Origin of the sequence: Lysobacter capsici, assembly GCF_018732085.1 — a bacterium.
Classification (GTDB): Bacteria; Pseudomonadota; Gammaproteobacteria; order Xanthomonadales; family Xanthomonadaceae; genus Lysobacter; species Lysobacter capsici_A.
In genome coordinates this window covers 1,119,832-1,133,567 of record NZ_CP076103.1, presented here as the reverse complement: position 1 = coordinate 1,133,567, position 13,736 = coordinate 1,119,832, and the positions used below count along the sequence as shown (strand labels likewise).

At 68.4% G+C, this 13,736-nt stretch carries 13 protein-coding genes and 1 pseudogene; 10 read left to right on the top strand and 4 right to left on the bottom strand.

From position 1 onward, the window contains the following. Window positions 1–161: 161 nt before the first annotated feature. The 3 genes from rpoZ to KME82_RS04595 all read right to left on the bottom strand — a co-directional run bounded on the left by rpoZ (window position 162) and on the right by KME82_RS04595 (window position 2,419). The gene (gene rpoZ / locus KME82_RS04605; protein ID WP_036108756.1) at window positions 162–461 is read right to left on the bottom strand and encodes a DNA-directed RNA polymerase subunit omega; all 300 of its coding nucleotides are present in this window, start codon (window positions 459–461) and stop codon (window positions 162–164) included. A gap of 375 nt (window positions 462–836) precedes the next feature. After that, window positions 837–1,451 carry a guanylate kinase gene (gene gmk / locus KME82_RS04600; protein ID WP_215497475.1) on the bottom strand — a complete coding sequence of 205 codons (615 nt, stop codon included), beginning with the start codon at window positions 1,449–1,451 and terminating at the stop codon, window positions 837–839. 107 nt (window positions 1,452–1,558) lie between these two features. Beyond that, on the bottom strand, window positions 1,559–2,419 hold the full coding sequence (locus KME82_RS04595) for a YicC/YloC family endoribonuclease (protein WP_215497474.1): 861 nt from the start codon (window positions 2,417–2,419) through the stop codon (window positions 1,559–1,561). 67 nt (window positions 2,420–2,486) lie between these two features. Here KME82_RS04595 and rph point away from each other — a divergent pair, with 67 nt between their 5' ends. The 9 genes and pseudogenes from rph to KME82_RS27015 all read left to right on the top strand — a co-directional run bounded on the left by rph (window position 2,487) and on the right by KME82_RS27015 (window position 11,856). Further along, window positions 2,487–3,251 (top strand): ribonuclease PH, encoded by a 765-nt coding sequence (gene rph, locus KME82_RS04590; RefSeq protein WP_046655534.1) that lies wholly within the window; start codon window positions 2,487–2,489, stop codon window positions 3,249–3,251. Between the two features lie 935 nt (window positions 3,252–4,186). Next, window positions 4,187–4,579, top strand: a complete 393-nt coding sequence (locus KME82_RS04585; protein ID WP_215497473.1) for a VOC family protein — start codon at window positions 4,187–4,189, stop codon at window positions 4,577–4,579. Further along, on the top strand, window positions 4,576–5,169 hold the full coding sequence (rdgB, locus tag KME82_RS04580; protein WP_215497472.1) for an RdgB/HAM1 family non-canonical purine NTP pyrophosphatase: 594 nt from the start codon (window positions 4,576–4,578) through the stop codon (window positions 5,167–5,169). The genes KME82_RS04585 and rdgB overlap by 4 nt, the downstream gene beginning before the upstream one ends. Beyond that, entirely contained in the window at window positions 5,166–5,756 is a 591-nt protein-coding gene (locus KME82_RS04575; protein WP_215497471.1) for a hypothetical protein, read from the top strand. Before rdgB ends, KME82_RS04575 begins: the two co-directional genes overlap by 4 nt. 52 nt (window positions 5,757–5,808) lie before the next feature. Continuing rightward, window positions 5,809–6,972, top strand: coding sequence for a radical SAM family heme chaperone HemW (gene hemW / locus KME82_RS04570; protein WP_215497470.1), 1,164 nt, complete (start codon window positions 5,809–5,811; stop codon window positions 6,970–6,972). 222 nt (window positions 6,973–7,194) lie between these two features. Continuing rightward, entirely contained in the window at window positions 7,195–9,603 is a 2,409-nt protein-coding gene (locus KME82_RS04565; RefSeq protein ID WP_215497469.1) for a DUF1631 family protein, read from the top strand. Beyond that, window positions 9,600–9,950 carry a PilZ domain-containing protein gene (locus tag KME82_RS04560; protein WP_046655526.1) on the top strand — a complete coding sequence of 117 codons (351 nt, stop codon included), beginning with the start codon at window positions 9,600–9,602 and terminating at the stop codon, window positions 9,948–9,950. Before KME82_RS04565 ends, KME82_RS04560 begins: the two co-directional genes overlap by 4 nt. A 205-nt stretch (window positions 9,951–10,155) precedes the next feature. Beyond that, on the top strand, window positions 10,156–11,514 hold the full coding sequence (pepQ, locus tag KME82_RS04555; RefSeq protein ID WP_215497468.1) for a Xaa-Pro dipeptidase: 1,359 nt from the start codon (window positions 10,156–10,158) through the stop codon (window positions 11,512–11,514). A 7-nt stretch (window positions 11,515–11,521) separates the two neighbouring features. After that, window positions 11,522–11,856 (top strand): annotated as a pseudogene (locus KME82_RS27015) (low molecular weight protein tyrosine phosphatase family protein). 37 nt (window positions 11,857–11,893) lie between these two features. Here KME82_RS27015 and KME82_RS04545 read toward each other — a convergent pair. After that, a complete protein-coding gene (locus tag KME82_RS04545) occupies window positions 11,894–12,490 on the bottom strand; it encodes a short chain dehydrogenase (protein WP_215497466.1) in 597 nt (198 codons plus the stop codon). 101 nt (window positions 12,491–12,591) lie between these two features. Here KME82_RS04545 and KME82_RS04540 point away from each other — a divergent pair, with 101 nt between their 5' ends. After that, window positions 12,592–13,503 carry a LysR family transcriptional regulator gene (locus KME82_RS04540; protein WP_215497465.1) on the top strand — a complete coding sequence of 304 codons (912 nt, stop codon included), beginning with the start codon at window positions 12,592–12,594 and terminating at the stop codon, window positions 13,501–13,503. The last annotated feature ends 233 nt before the right edge of the window (window positions 13,504–13,736 follow it).

Genomic DNA, 13,736 nt, shown 5'->3' with positions numbered 1-13,736 from the left:
GCCAGGAAGGCGACCACCTTCCCTCCCGCGCAAAGGCCCACCCAGCGGAACTCTCGCGAGATTCCAGGCGGCCCAACCGCAGCCACAAACGAAAACGGCCCCGCCGAAGCGGAGCCGTTTGTCGATCCGAACGCCCGCGCGCAGGCGCGCAGCCGATTGGATCAGTCGTCGCCCTTGGACAGGTCGTCGTCGGCGACCACTTCGGCCGCGGCCCATTCCAGGGCTTCGCGTTCCTTGCGCTCGCGCTCGGCCTTTTCGACCGCGTCGATGTACTCGGGGTTGACCTGACGCGCGGCGATTTCGCGCAGCGCCAGCACGGTCGGCTTGTCGTTGGCTTCGCTGTTGTCCAGCTGCGGCTCGACGCCATTGGCCAGCTGGCGGGCGCGCTTGGCGGCCAGCATGACGAGTTCGAAGCGGTTATCGACCACTTCCAGGCAATCTTCGACGGTGATGCGGGCCATGGGGCTCCTGCGGCCGGTGCGGCCGTCTTTGTAATGCGGATGGGGACCGGGAAGTTTAGTCGCTGTGCCTGGCCGGGGCAAGGTTTCGGTGACCTCGGCCTTGTGAATCAATCAGATAAGGCCGCGACGGGCGTCGTGAGGACGGGTTGAGCGGCGATTGGAGGGCCGGATCGGCCTCGGGGTGGCGCAATCGGCCGATTGGCGCGGTCGCGGCTTGCGCCGCTCCTACAGTCGGACTTCGGGACGCGCAGCGATCGGGTGTCGGGGCCGGAGCGCCACAAAAGATTGCGCGGGTCCGCCGGCACGGGGCCTACCCGAAGCCCAGATCAGCTTTTCCCGATTCCCGATTCCCCACTCCCGATTCCCGGCCCTCGATCAGTCCGCCAGCAACGCCGTGATCAAGCGCGAATGCCGCGCCACCTGCGGTTCGCGGCGCAGCCGGCTGGCCAGGAAGATCGCGCACATCTCGTCGACGGCGGTGTCGAAGATCTCGTTGACGATGACGTAGTCGAACTCGCCGTAGTGCGACATCTCCTCGCGCGCGGCAGCCAGGCGCTGGCCGATCACCTGCTCGCTGTCCTGCCCGCGCGAGCGCATGCGCGACTCCAGCGCGTCGCGCGAGGGCGGCAGGATGAACACGCTGACCGCGTCGGGCACCTTGGCGCGCACCTGGCGCGCGCCCTGCCAGTCGATTTCCAGCAGCACGTCCTTGCCGGCCGACAGGAACGGTTCGACCGACTGCCGCGCCGAGCCCTTCCAGTCGCCGTGGACGCGCGCGTATTCGAAAAAGTCGCCGGCTTCGACCATCGCCTCGAATTCCTGCGCGCTGACGAAGTGGTAGTGCTCGGCGTGACGCTCGCCCGGACGCGGCTGGCGCGAGGTGAACGAGATCGACAGGCGGATGTTCGCATCGCGCGCGAGCACCGCGTTGACGATGCTGGATTTTCCGGCCCCGGAGGGAGCGGCGACGATGTAGAGGGTTCCGCGCATAAGTCTCGGGAATGGGGAGTGGGGAATGGAGAATCGGAAGTGCGGAGCGCGGGATCTGGCGACGTTGTCGCTCTTGCGATTCCCTATTCCCCATTCCCGATTCCCGGCTACTCGATGTTCTGAATCTGCTCGCGCACCTGATCGATCAGCACCTTGAGCTCCACCGCCGCCGCCGAGCTGCGCGCGTCGACCGACTTGGAACCCAGGGTGTTGGCTTCGCGATTGAACTCCTGCAGCAGGAAGTCCAGGCGGCGGCCGACCGCTTCGCGCAGCTTGAGCACGCGCCGCGCTTCGGACACGTGCGAATCGAGCCGGTCGAGTTCCTCGTCGACATCGAGCTTCTGCAGCCACATCACCAGTTCCTGCTCGAGCCGGCCGTTGTCGGCCGGCTGGGCCAGGTCGGCCAGGCGCGCTTCGAGCTTGGCGCGCTGGCCGGTGCGGATCGCCGGCATCATCGCGCGCACCTCGCTTGCGATGCGGGCGATGCCGTCGATGCGTTCGCCGATCACGGTGGCGAGCTTGCCGCCTTCGCGTTCGCGCGAGGCGACGAATTCGTCCAGCACGCTGTCGAGCAGGCTCAAGGCTTCGGCCTGCAACGCCGCCGGGTCGGTGCTCGGCGCCTGCAGCACGCCGGGGAACTGCAACAGATCGGTGAAGTCGGTGCGCAGCGCCGGGAAGCGCGCCGACAGGTCGATCGCCAGATCGCTCAGTTCGCGCAGGCGGGTCGGATTGAGTTGCAGCGCATCGCCGCCTTCGGGCGCGCGCAGGCGCAGGCTCAGGTCGATCTTGCCGCGGCTGATCCGCGAACCCACGCGCTCGCGCAGCGCCGGTTCCAGCACGCGCAGCTCGTCGGCCAGGCGCACGCCGAGTTCCAGGAAGCGGTGGTTGACCGAGCGCAGCTCGCAACCGAGCGTGCCCCAAGGTGTCACGCGTTCGCCGCTGGCGAAGGCGGTCATGCTGCGAATCATTCGGAAATCCCGAGCCTACAGGGAGCGAATGGTAAACTCGCCGGCCCTCAAACGGTAAATCCGCCTCATGACCGGTCCCAACGCCGCTCCCGCCCAGGCCCCGGCCGGCCCGCTCGTCCGCCCCAGCGGCCGCACCGCGGAGCAGATGCGCGAGGTCCGGATCGAGCGCGGCTACACTGCCCACGCCGAAGGCTCGGTGCTGGTCAGCTTCGGCCAGACCCGGGTGCTGTGCACCGCCAGCGTCGACAACAAGGTGCCCGGTTTCCTGCGCGGCAAGGGCGAAGGCTGGGTCACCGCCGAGTACGGCATGCTGCCGCGCGCCACCCACACCCGCAGCGACCGCGAGGCCGCGCGCGGCAAGCAGGGCGGACGGACCCTGGAAATCCAGCGCCTGATCGGCCGCGCGCTGCGCGCCTGCGTCGACCGCAAGGCGCTCGGCGAACGCACTATCACGCTCGACTGCGACGTGCTGCAGGCCGACGGCGGCACCCGCACCGCGGCGATCACCGGCGCCTACGTGGCCCTGGTCGATGCGATCCGCTGGCTGCAGGCGCGGCGCGAAATCACCCGCGACCCGATCTTCGGCGCGGTCGCGGCGGTCTCGGTCGGCGTGTACCGCGGCGTGCCGGTGCTGGACCTGGACTATGCCGAGGACAGCGACTGCGATACCGACATGAATGTGGTGATGAACGACGGCGGCGGGTTTATCGAGCTGCAGGGCACAGCCGAGGGGCATGCGTTCCGGCGTTCGGAGCTTGATGGGTTGCTGGCGCTGGCCGAAGCCGGGATCGCCGAGTTGGTGCTCAAGCAGCGCGAGGCGTTGGCGGGTTGAGTTTCACGATGACGGCGCGAATCGGGATTTATTCTCGATTCGCGCTATATGGCTTGGCATGCGCGTGGATGCTTCGCCATTCAATCGCGTGGTCGAAGCGGTATGTCCCGATGCATCGCCATCGAATCGCCCAGTAACCGCGCCCTCTCCTATCGTCATTCCCGCGAAGGCGGGAATCCAGTGACTTGGGCGGGCTGACAAAAACGACGTCGCTCACATGATCCGCGCTGAAGTCAATGGATTCCAGCCTTAGCGGGAATGACGAGCAAAAGCATCAAGCAAAAGCATTCTGAATTTTTCCAGCGACCGCGCCCTCTCCTACCGTCATTCCCGCGAACGCGGGAATCCAGTGACTTGGGCGGGCTGACAAAAACGACGTCGCTCACATGATCCGCGCTGAAGTCACTGGATTCCCGCGTTCGCGGGAATGACGAGCAAAAAAGCGTTCGAAACTTTTACCGCGATCTGATCGAAAGGCGTCGGGGCTGAAGCCCCTCCCACAAAAGTCTTCGCGCATGCGCTAGTGCATGCTCGTACGCTTAGAGCATGCACATGTACATGCGCTATAGCGTGCATATCGAATGTCCTTCGTGGCCGCTGACCGGCGACGATATCGATTGACCGGACAATGAGCGGCCGCTGCAGCGAACAGCAACACGCGTGGTAACCGTCGCACGGACACTCCAGCCCTCGCGGCAATCGCGAGGTTTTTTGTGGGAGGGCCTTCAGGCCCGACTCGACACAGCGTCCACGACGCCCACTACCCCACACAGCGCGTGAACACATCCGCGCGCCAAGTCTCAAATTTCGCCACCCGCGCTGAACTTCACCGCACATCCGCGATCATTCTCGCCAGCCGCCCGACATGCCGTCGCCGCGGCCGATTCGCCGGGCGATCGCGACACTCGCTGCCCTGGCCCCGCACGAGGACACGCATGAACCGCAGCATCGGCAGCATCACCCTGGTCGTCGCCGATTACGACGAGGCCATCGCTTACTACACGAAATCCCTGGGTTTCAGCCTGCTCGACGACATCAACCAAGGCGGCGGCAAGCGCTGGGTGCGGGTCGCGCCGGCGCGCGGCGCGCAGACCGCGCTGCTGCTCGCGCAGGCCGCGAACGACGAGCAGCGCGAGCGCGTCGGCGACCAGACCGGCGGCCGGGTCGGCTTCTTTCTGCACACCGACGACTTCCATCGCGACCACGCGGCGATGCTCGAACGCGGGGTGCGCTTCGTGGAATCTCCACGCGTCGAGACCTACGGCACGGTCGCCGTTTTTGAAGACCTGTACGGTAATCGCTGGGATTTGCTGGAACTGAAGGCATGAGATTAGTGCTGGCCAGCAGCAACGCCGGGAAGCTGGTGGAGCTGCGCGACCTGCTGCGCGACACCGGCATCGACCTGGTGGCGCAAACCGACTTGGGGGTCGAGGACGTAGAGGAAACCGGCAGCACGTTCGTCGAGAACGCGTTGCTGAAGGCGCGTCATGCCTGCCAGGTCACCGGGCTGCCGGCGTTGGCCGACGACTCGGGCATCTGCGTCGATGCGCTCGGCGGCGCGCCCGGCCTGTACTCGGCGCGCTATCACCGCCACGGCGACGCCCAGGGCAATATCGACAAACTGCTGGCCGCGCTCAAGGACGTCCCGGACGAACAGCGCGGCGCGCATTTCTATGCGGTGATCGTGCTGCTGCGCCATGCCGGCGATCCGCGTCCGATCATCGCCGAAGGCGTCTGGCACGGCCGCATCGCCCGGCAACGCCAGGGCGAGCGCGGCTTCGGCTATCAGCCGGTGTTCTTCGACACCCAGTACAACGTCTCGGCCGGCGAGATCGACGACGAGATCAAGAACAAGGTCAGCCATCGCGCCCGCGCGCTGGCGATCCTGCGCGAGCGCCTCGCGGAGCTGAGCCCATGAACCGGATGCTGCGCGCCGATGCCCCGCAGCGCCGCGCCTTCCGCACCGGCGGCCACACCGTGCTGTCGGTGGCGGTGCTGTACCTGCTGGCGATGCCGATCGCGATCTGGATCCGCCAGGACGGCCTGCGCGCCGGCGCGCCCAGCTTCGGCAGCGAGATCGAACTGGCGCTGTGGCTGCTGGCCGTGCTGGTCGGGCTGGTCGCCCTGGCCGCGGTCCAGCGGGTCAGCCTGGACGCCGCGCTCGGCGGCCCGGCGGTCGGCGGCGCCATCCGCTGCGCCAACATCACCAGCGGCCACCGCAGCCGGGTGTTCGAACCGCGCGAAGTGGTCGCCATGTCGCTGCACCGGGCCAAGGACGGGCGCATGCGCCTGACCTCGACCCTGGAACTGCGCCTGGCCCCGGCCCCGCACCGCGCCTGGGACACGGTGACCGTGTTCGACGGCGAAATGTCCGGCGACGGCCACGCCGAGCCGCTGGCGACGATCATGCATTTGGTCGTCCAGGCCCGCCCGGACGTGCACCTGGACGCCAATCTGCGCGCCCTGTTGGCGACTCGCCGCTACGGCGCGACGCCCGACCGGTAAGCTATCGGTTCCCCTCCGACCGATACCGGGCCCTGGCGCCCGGCCCGCGCTGTTGACTCCTGCCCTGACCACCCCGCCGCTGTCGCTGTACGTCCACCTGCCCTGGTGCGTGCGCAAATGCCCGTATTGCGACTTCAACTCGCACGAGGGCCGCGGCGCGCTGCCGTTCGACGCCTACGTCCAGGCCCTGATCGCCGACCTGGAACACGACCTGCCGCTGGTCTGGGGCCGGACCGTGCACAGCGTGTTCTTCGGCGGCGGCACCCCGAGCCTGTTTCCGCCGGAGTTCATCGACCGCTTCCTGCAGGCCGCCAGCGCGCGCCTGCGCTTCGCGCCCGGGGCCGAGATCACCCTGGAGACCAACCCGGGCACCGCCGAGCACGGCCGCTTCGAGCTGTACAAGGCCGCCGGCGTGAACCGGCTGAGCTTCGGCATCCAGAGCTTCGACGACGGCTGCCTCAAGCGCCTGGGCCGCATCCACGACAGTGGCGAGGCCGAGGCGGCGGTGAAACTGGCCCAGGACGCCGGTTTCGACAATCTCAATCTCGACCTGATGTACGCCCTGCCCGGCCAGACCTTGGCGATGGCCGAACATGACCTGCAGCGCGCGTTCGCGCTGCAGCCGGCGCATATCTCGCATTACCAGCTGACCCTGGAGCCCAACACCGTGTTCGCCGCGCGCCCGCCGCAAGGCATTCCCGACGAAGACGGCGCCTGGGACATCCAGGAGCACTGCCAGGCGCTGCTGGCCGAACACGGCTACGGCCAGTACGAGGTCAGCGCCTATGCCCGCGAGGGCCGGCGCTGCCAGCACAACCTCAATTACTGGCGCTACGGCGACTACCTGGGCATCGGCGCCGGCGCCCACGGCAAGATCACCCTGGGCGCCGAGCAGGACATCCTGCGGCGCTGGAAGCTCAAGCACCCGACCCAGTACCTGGCCGCCGCCGGCAGCGCCGCGGCGATCGGCGGCGACGACCGGATCGCGCCGGCGCGGCGGCCGTTCGAATACATGCTCAATGTGCTGCGGCTGGTCGAGGGCTTTTCGCTGAACTCGTTCGAATCGTGCACCGGGCTGGCGCGCGCCACGATCGAGCCGCAGTTGCAGGCGGGTTATGCCGCCGGCTGGTTGCAGCGCGACGGCGACCGGGTCCAGCCGACCGAGCTGGGCCGGCGCTTCACCAACGACGTGGTCGCGCTGTTCCTGCCCGGATGATCAGCGCGCGGTAGCGGCCGACGCACTTGCTCGGCCCCGGCGCCAACTCACAACGCCACCACCGCCACCGCGACACACTCGGCCTTGGCCGCTACGCAACAGGCAGCGCGTTTGTGCCAATGGTCGCCTCCTGTCGGCTGCACGCTACGCCCGGACCGCTCCGGGCTGGCTTGTGGCCCGGGAGGCGTGGTTATATCTCGCGGTCGTCAGTACCCAAAGCCCATGTCCGCCACGTTCGACCCTCTGGACGCCTCGCCGCGGGCCACCTTGGCCACCGCCGCCTTGCCTCGCCGCGTGCGCCGGCTGCTCGAGCAGTTGTATGCGCTGGTCAGCGACGAGATCGCGCCGCTGCTGGAGCGCATGCTCGCCGAGTACGAGCAACAGTTGTTTCGCCAGGCCGATCAGGCCCGCAATCCCAGTCTGCAGTCGGGGTATCTGGAGACCTTGCGGCTGGTGCGGTTGCGGCGGGCGGATTTGATTCCTCGGTATTTGCTGGGGTTGGAGACGGCGCTGACTCGGTTGAGGGACACGGCGGCCACTCCATCGCGTCCGGTCAACAACGCAGCGCCTCATTTTCGGGAACTTCGGTTGGTCGAAGACAGCGAAGTCGACGAAAACACCGTGCTGCGCGCGGTGGCCAGCCGCCACGAGTCGCGCGCCGGGCTGGGTCTGCTGCTGCTCGGCCAGCGTTTCGGCGTGCTCGCCGGCGCGCCCGCGTTCGACAGCGAGCGCCTGCCGGTCGGCCCGCAGCGGCTGATCCGCAGCTTCGCCGAAGCCTGCCAGCCGCTGCAGATCAGCCTGGAATCGCGGCTGGATCTGTACCGGGTGTTCGACCAGCAGGTGATGCTGGGCTACGCGGCGATGGTCGAGTCGATGAACGCCCTGCTGGCGCGCGAGAACGTGCTGCCGAGCCTGTCGTTCGTGCCGCTGCGGACCCGCCCGAGCGTGCAGAATCCGGCCGCCGAAGGTTTGGCCGCGCTGGCGGCCGAACCGGTGCGGCGTGCGTCCGCGGGCGATCCCACCAGCGATCCCGCGCGCGGCACCGAAGCCAACGCCGGCCCACACACCGGCGCCAGTGCCGAACTGTCCCGCACATCGGCCACCCAACCCGCCCGCGCGAACGAGCCGTCGCGTCCGCACACCGCCTGGCCGGGCCAGCCCGCCGCCGCCGCGTCCGCCGACGCGGTCGACTTCGCAACCTTGCAGCAATGGCTCGGCGAACGCCGCGAGCTGGTCGACAAGCTGCGCCCGCGCGCGCAGCCGTCGGCGCCGGTCACCGCGCTCAATACCGCCGAGCTGCTCGACGCGCTCAATCACCTCAAGGACGAACTGCCGCGCGGCCCGCAACCGCTGCGCAAGGTCGCCGACCTGCGCCAGTCGCTGTTGGCGGCGCATGAGCGCAACGACCGCGGCGACGGCGACGCCGGCGCGGACGCCGAACGCCCGACCGCGCTGTCGCGCGACGACGGCGACGTGTTCGACCTGCTCGACCTGCTGTACGGCGAGATCGAACAGCGCCTGCGCGGCGACGCGATGATCTCGACCCTGCTCAACCGCCTGCAGGCGCCGCTGCTGCACGCCGCCCTGCAGGACCGCTCGCTGCTCGAACACAGCGGGCATCCGGCGCGGCAGTTGCTCAACACCGTCGCCGAGGCCGGCGCGCGCTGGACCCCGACCGAGGAAGTCGACCCACAGCTGCACGAGCCGCTGCGGCAGGCGGTCGATCACGTGATCGAGCACTACAAGGTCGCGCCCGGCGCCTTCGACACCGCCAACCAGCGCCTGCAGGAGCATCTGCAGAACATGGCGCGCAAGGCCGAAGTCAGCGAGCGCCGCCATGTCGAGGCCGCGCGCGGCAAGGAAAAACTCGAACTGGCCAAGCGCCGCGCCAATCAGGCGATCGAAGCAAGCACCCTCGACCAACGCCTGCCGCGTTTTGTCCAGACCCTGCTCAGCCAGGCCTGGGCCGATGTGCTGACCCTGACCCTGCTGCGCCACGGCGAAGAATCCGACGCCTGGCGGCGCCAGCTGGCGATCACCGAGCAGATCGTCGCCGCCAACCTGACCGGCGTCGGCGCGACCGCCCCGTGCGGGCTCGACGCCGATATCGAACATGCCCTGACCCTGGTCGGCTACCACGCCGACGATGCCGGCGCGATCTCGCGCCAGCTCACCGTCGGCCCGGCGCTGACCGACGAAGCCGCCTCGCGCACCGAACTGGCGGTGAAGCTGCGTTCGCGCGTGCGCCTGGGCGAGGAAGGCCACGCGCCGGCGCCGCGCGCGTCGCTGTCGCCGCGCGACGAGCGCGAACAGGCCTGCTGGGAACAGATCCGCGCGCTGCCGTTCGGCACCTGGTTCGAATTCGTGCAGAACCAGCAGGGCGACGCGGTGCGTCGACGCCTGTCGTGGTTCAGCCCGATCACCGACAACGCGCTGTTCGTCAACCAGCGCGGCCAGCGCGTGGGCGAGCAATCGCTCGACAGCCTGGCGCGGATGCTCGCGCGCGGGCAGGTGCGGATCGTGGCCGAGGAGCGCAGTCGGCTGGTCGATCGCGCCTGGCACGCGGCGCTGGACGTGCTGCGCGGCTTCGGCGGCGGTCGCGCGCCGGCTGCCGACGGGGCCGGCGCATGAACGAGGAATACCGCCGCACTCGCCGGCGCCGCATCGTCGAGACGGTGCAGGTGGTCGACACCATGACCGAGACGGTGATCGGCCATCTGGGCAATCTGTCCGAGACCGGCATGATGCTGATCGCCAGCGCACCGCTGGTCGACGACGCGCTGTACCAGTTGCGCTTCAACCTGCGCGACGCGCCGCAGCACGCCTCGCCGATCGAAGTCGGCGCGCACCTGCTGTGGCAGGACCGCGCCAGCGTCCCGGGCCAGACCTGGACCGGTTTTCGCTTTATCGCCATGCCCGAAGACGGCATGCAGCATCTGCGTCAGTGGCTGGATTCGCCCGGGGCGAGTTACGAGTAACGCCGTGTCCTTCTCCCGCAAGCGGGAGAAGGTGCCCGAAGGGCGGATGAGGGCGCGCGCGGATCGTGGCGCCACGCAAACGACCCGCAGGCCCTCACCCCAACCCCTCTCCCGCGTTGCGGGAGAGGGGCTCAGCGCAAACGGCAAATCCAGCCCGGCGCGCAATCCGGCAAAATAGCCGCGTTTCCCCAGCCGAAGCCCCGCGATGACCGCCCCCGCCCGCACCGCCGATCCGTCCGCGTCCCGCTCCATCGCCGAGCTGTACGCGCAGCATTTCGCCGAACTGCAACGCCGCACCGAGCAGGCGCTGGCGCGCGGCGGTTTCGATCATCTGGTCGTCCCCAGCGGCACCCTGCATTACCAGGTGTTCGACGACCGCGACTATCCGTACGCGGCGAACCCGCAGTTCAAGGCCTGGGTGCCGCTGACCCGCAACCCGGGCAGCTGGCTGGTCGCCACGCCCGGGCAGACGCCCAAGCTGATCTACCTGCAGCCGTTCGACTACTGGCATGTCGTGCCGCAGGCGCCCAGCGGCTGGTGGGTCGAGCATTTCGAGGTGATCGTGATCCGCACCGCCGAAGAAGCGCTCGCCCATCTGCCCAAGGACCCGGCGCGCTGCGCCATCCTCGGCGAGCCGCTGAGCACGCTCGGCGAGTTCGCGCCGAACAACCCGCAGCCGGTGATCGATTACCTCGAATACCACCGCGCCTTCAAGACGCCCTACGAAGTGGCGATGATGCGCGAAGCGACCCGCAAGGGCGTGCGCGCGCACCGCGCCGCCGAAGCCGCGTTCCGCGCCGGCCGCAGCGAGTTCGACATCCACCTGGCCTATTGCGCCGCCGCACGCCAGGACTGCAACGAACTGCCGTACGGCAACATCGTCGCCCTCAACCAGAACGGCGCGGTGCTGCACTACATGGAACTCGACCGCGAGCCGCCGGCGCAGTCGCGCAGTTTCCTGATCGATGCCGGCGCCAGCCATCACGGCTACGCCTGCGACATCACCCGCAGCTACGCCAGCGATGCCGGCAGCGAGTTCCAGGCGCTGATCGACGCGGTCGACGCCGCGCAATTGGTCATGTGCGATCAGGTCCGCGCCGGCACCGACTACAAGCGCATCCATCTCGATGCGCACCTGGCGCTGGCCGGCATTCTCAAGGACTTCGGCGTGCTCAACATCAGCCCGGAAGCGGCGGTGGAAACCGGCGTGAGCGGCGTGTTCTTCCCGCACGGCATCGGCCACGGCATCGGCCTGCAGGTGCATGAAGTCGCCGGTTTCGCCGCCTCCGATCGCGGCGGCCGCATCGACAAGCCCGCCGGCCATCCGTATCTGCGCCTGACCCGGGTGCTGGAACCGGGCATGGCGGTGACGATCGAGCCGGGCCTGTATTTCGTCGACCTGTTGCTGGATGGTCTGCGCAAGGGCGAACACGCCGACAGCGTCGACTGGAACCGCATCGACCAGTTCCGTCCGTTCGGCGGCATCCGCATCGAGGACGACGTGGTCTGCACCGACGCCGCGCCGCTCAATCTCACCCGCGACGAATTCGCCGCGAGCGCCTGAGCCGCGCATGCAGCGCATCTTGTTCGTGTGCAGCCAGAACAAGCTGCGCAGCCCGACCGCCGAGCAGGTGTTCGGCGGCCGCGACGATCTGGAAGTAGCCTCGGCCGGGCTCAATCACGACGCCGAGCAACCGCTCGGCGCCGAGTTGGTCGAATGGGCGCAGCTGATCTTCGTGATGGAAAAGGCCCAGCGCAGCAAGCTGCAACACAAGTTCCAGCCGCAGCTGCGCGGCAAGCGCGTGGTCTGTCTGGATATTCCCGACGACTACGACTGCACGCCTGCAACTGCACGGCGCCCGCGTTGGTGGCGTTGCTGCAGGCGCGGGTGCCGCGGCATCTGTGATCGGCGCGCGTGCGCATCGACCGCGCGCCGCGATCGTTCACCAGACCTTGAACACCCGACCGCTCTGGATGCCTTCGACGCTGCGCTGATAACCCAGCGCCGCGCGCGCGGCGGTGACCGGTTCGAAGCCGGGGAAGAACGGGCCGTAGTCCGCCCACGATTCGCTCAGCACGTTCGGGCTGACCGCGTTGATGCGCAGCCCGCGCTTGAGTTCGAACGCCGCGCCCTGCACGAAGCCCTCGATCGCACGATTGACCGCGCTGGCGTTGGCGCCGGCGCGGATCGGTTCTTCCGAAACGATGCCGGTGGTCAGGGTGATCGAACCGCCGTCGTTGAGATGATGCTGGCCGAGCAGCGCCAGCCGCACCTGCCCGAGCAGCTTGTCGTTGAGGCCGATCGCGAAATCCGACGGCTTCATCGATTCCAGCGGACCGAAATGCAGCACGCCGGCTGCCGACACGATGGCGTCGAGCTTGCCGGTGCGCTTGAACAAGGCCTCGACGCTGGCATCGTCGGTGATATCGACCGGGTAGTCGGCGCTGCTGCGGCCGGCGGCGAGGATCTCGTGATGCTTCAAGGTGTCGGCGATGGCGCGGCCGAGGGTGCCGCTGGCGCCGACGAGCAGGATCTTCATGACGGGGATTCCGGATGGGGAGACAGGACGCCAGTCTGCGCGCGATGGCGTCGACGGTGAATGCGCTAGGATTTCGCGCTCCCCTAACTGGCGGTTAGCCCATGGACAAGCTGCGCAGCATGGCCGTGTTCGTGGCGGTGGCCGACACCGGCAGTTTCGCCGCCGCGGCCCAGGCCGAACACCTGTCGGCGGTGATGGTCGGCAAGCACATCAAGCAACTGGAAGAGCATCTGGGCGCGCGCCTGCTCCAGCGCGATACGCGTAAACAGCATCTGACCGAAGTCGGCGCGGCGTTCGTCGAGGATTGCCGGCGCATCCTCGATCAGGTCCGCCACGCCGAATCGGTCGCCGAGCGCATGCGCGACGACGACCGGCTGCGCGGGCGTTTGCGGGTGACCGCGCCGTTCACGCTCGGCGGTAGCGCGGTGGCGGAGGTGGTGGCGGAATTCCTGCAGCGCCATCCCGAGGTCTCGGTCGACCTGGTGCTCTCCGACCGCATGTCCGATGTGATCGCCGAAGCCTTCGACGCGGCGATCCGGATCGGCCCGCTCGCCGATTCCGATCACCTGGTGGCGCGGCCGCTGCGGCCCTACCGCATGATCGTCGCCGCCGCGCCCGAGTACCTGCGCGCGCACGGCACGCCGACCGATCCGCGCGAACTGGTCGATCACAGCTGTCTGAGCCATCTGCTATGGAATCGCGACGCCGGCTGGCGCTTCGATAGCCTCTCGCCCGAACCGCTGCGGGTAAGCGGACGCTTCGCCTCCAACCACGGCGAAGCCTTGCGGCGCGCGGCGCTGGCCGGTTGCGGCATCGTGCTGCAACCGCAGGTGCTGCTGGCGCAGGACATCGCCGCGGGGCGCCTGGTCGCGCTGTTCGAAAACGAGTTGCCGCCGCCGCGGCCGGTGCATCTGCTGTATCCGCGCGATCGTCAGCCGTTGCCGAAGCTGCGTCGGTTTGTGGAGTTGGTGCTGGAGCGGATGGGGCCGGAGGGTGTCGGGCCGGAGCGATGAGTGGGCGGTTGGTACGAGCGGCGCTGGCTTTCGTGCTGAGCTAGCGTTTCCACGGAGCACTTTCGTACATTCACGACTCTGCGCCTTCACGACGTTACCGCTTTAACGCAAGACGTCAGCCCAATATCCCCACCGACCACGCCCCTCCAACGAAGGGCTCCCACCTTTGTAAAGGGGGGCAGGGGGATTCGCTTTTGCTTTTGGACAACAACAGCGCACAGGCAGAGCAACAG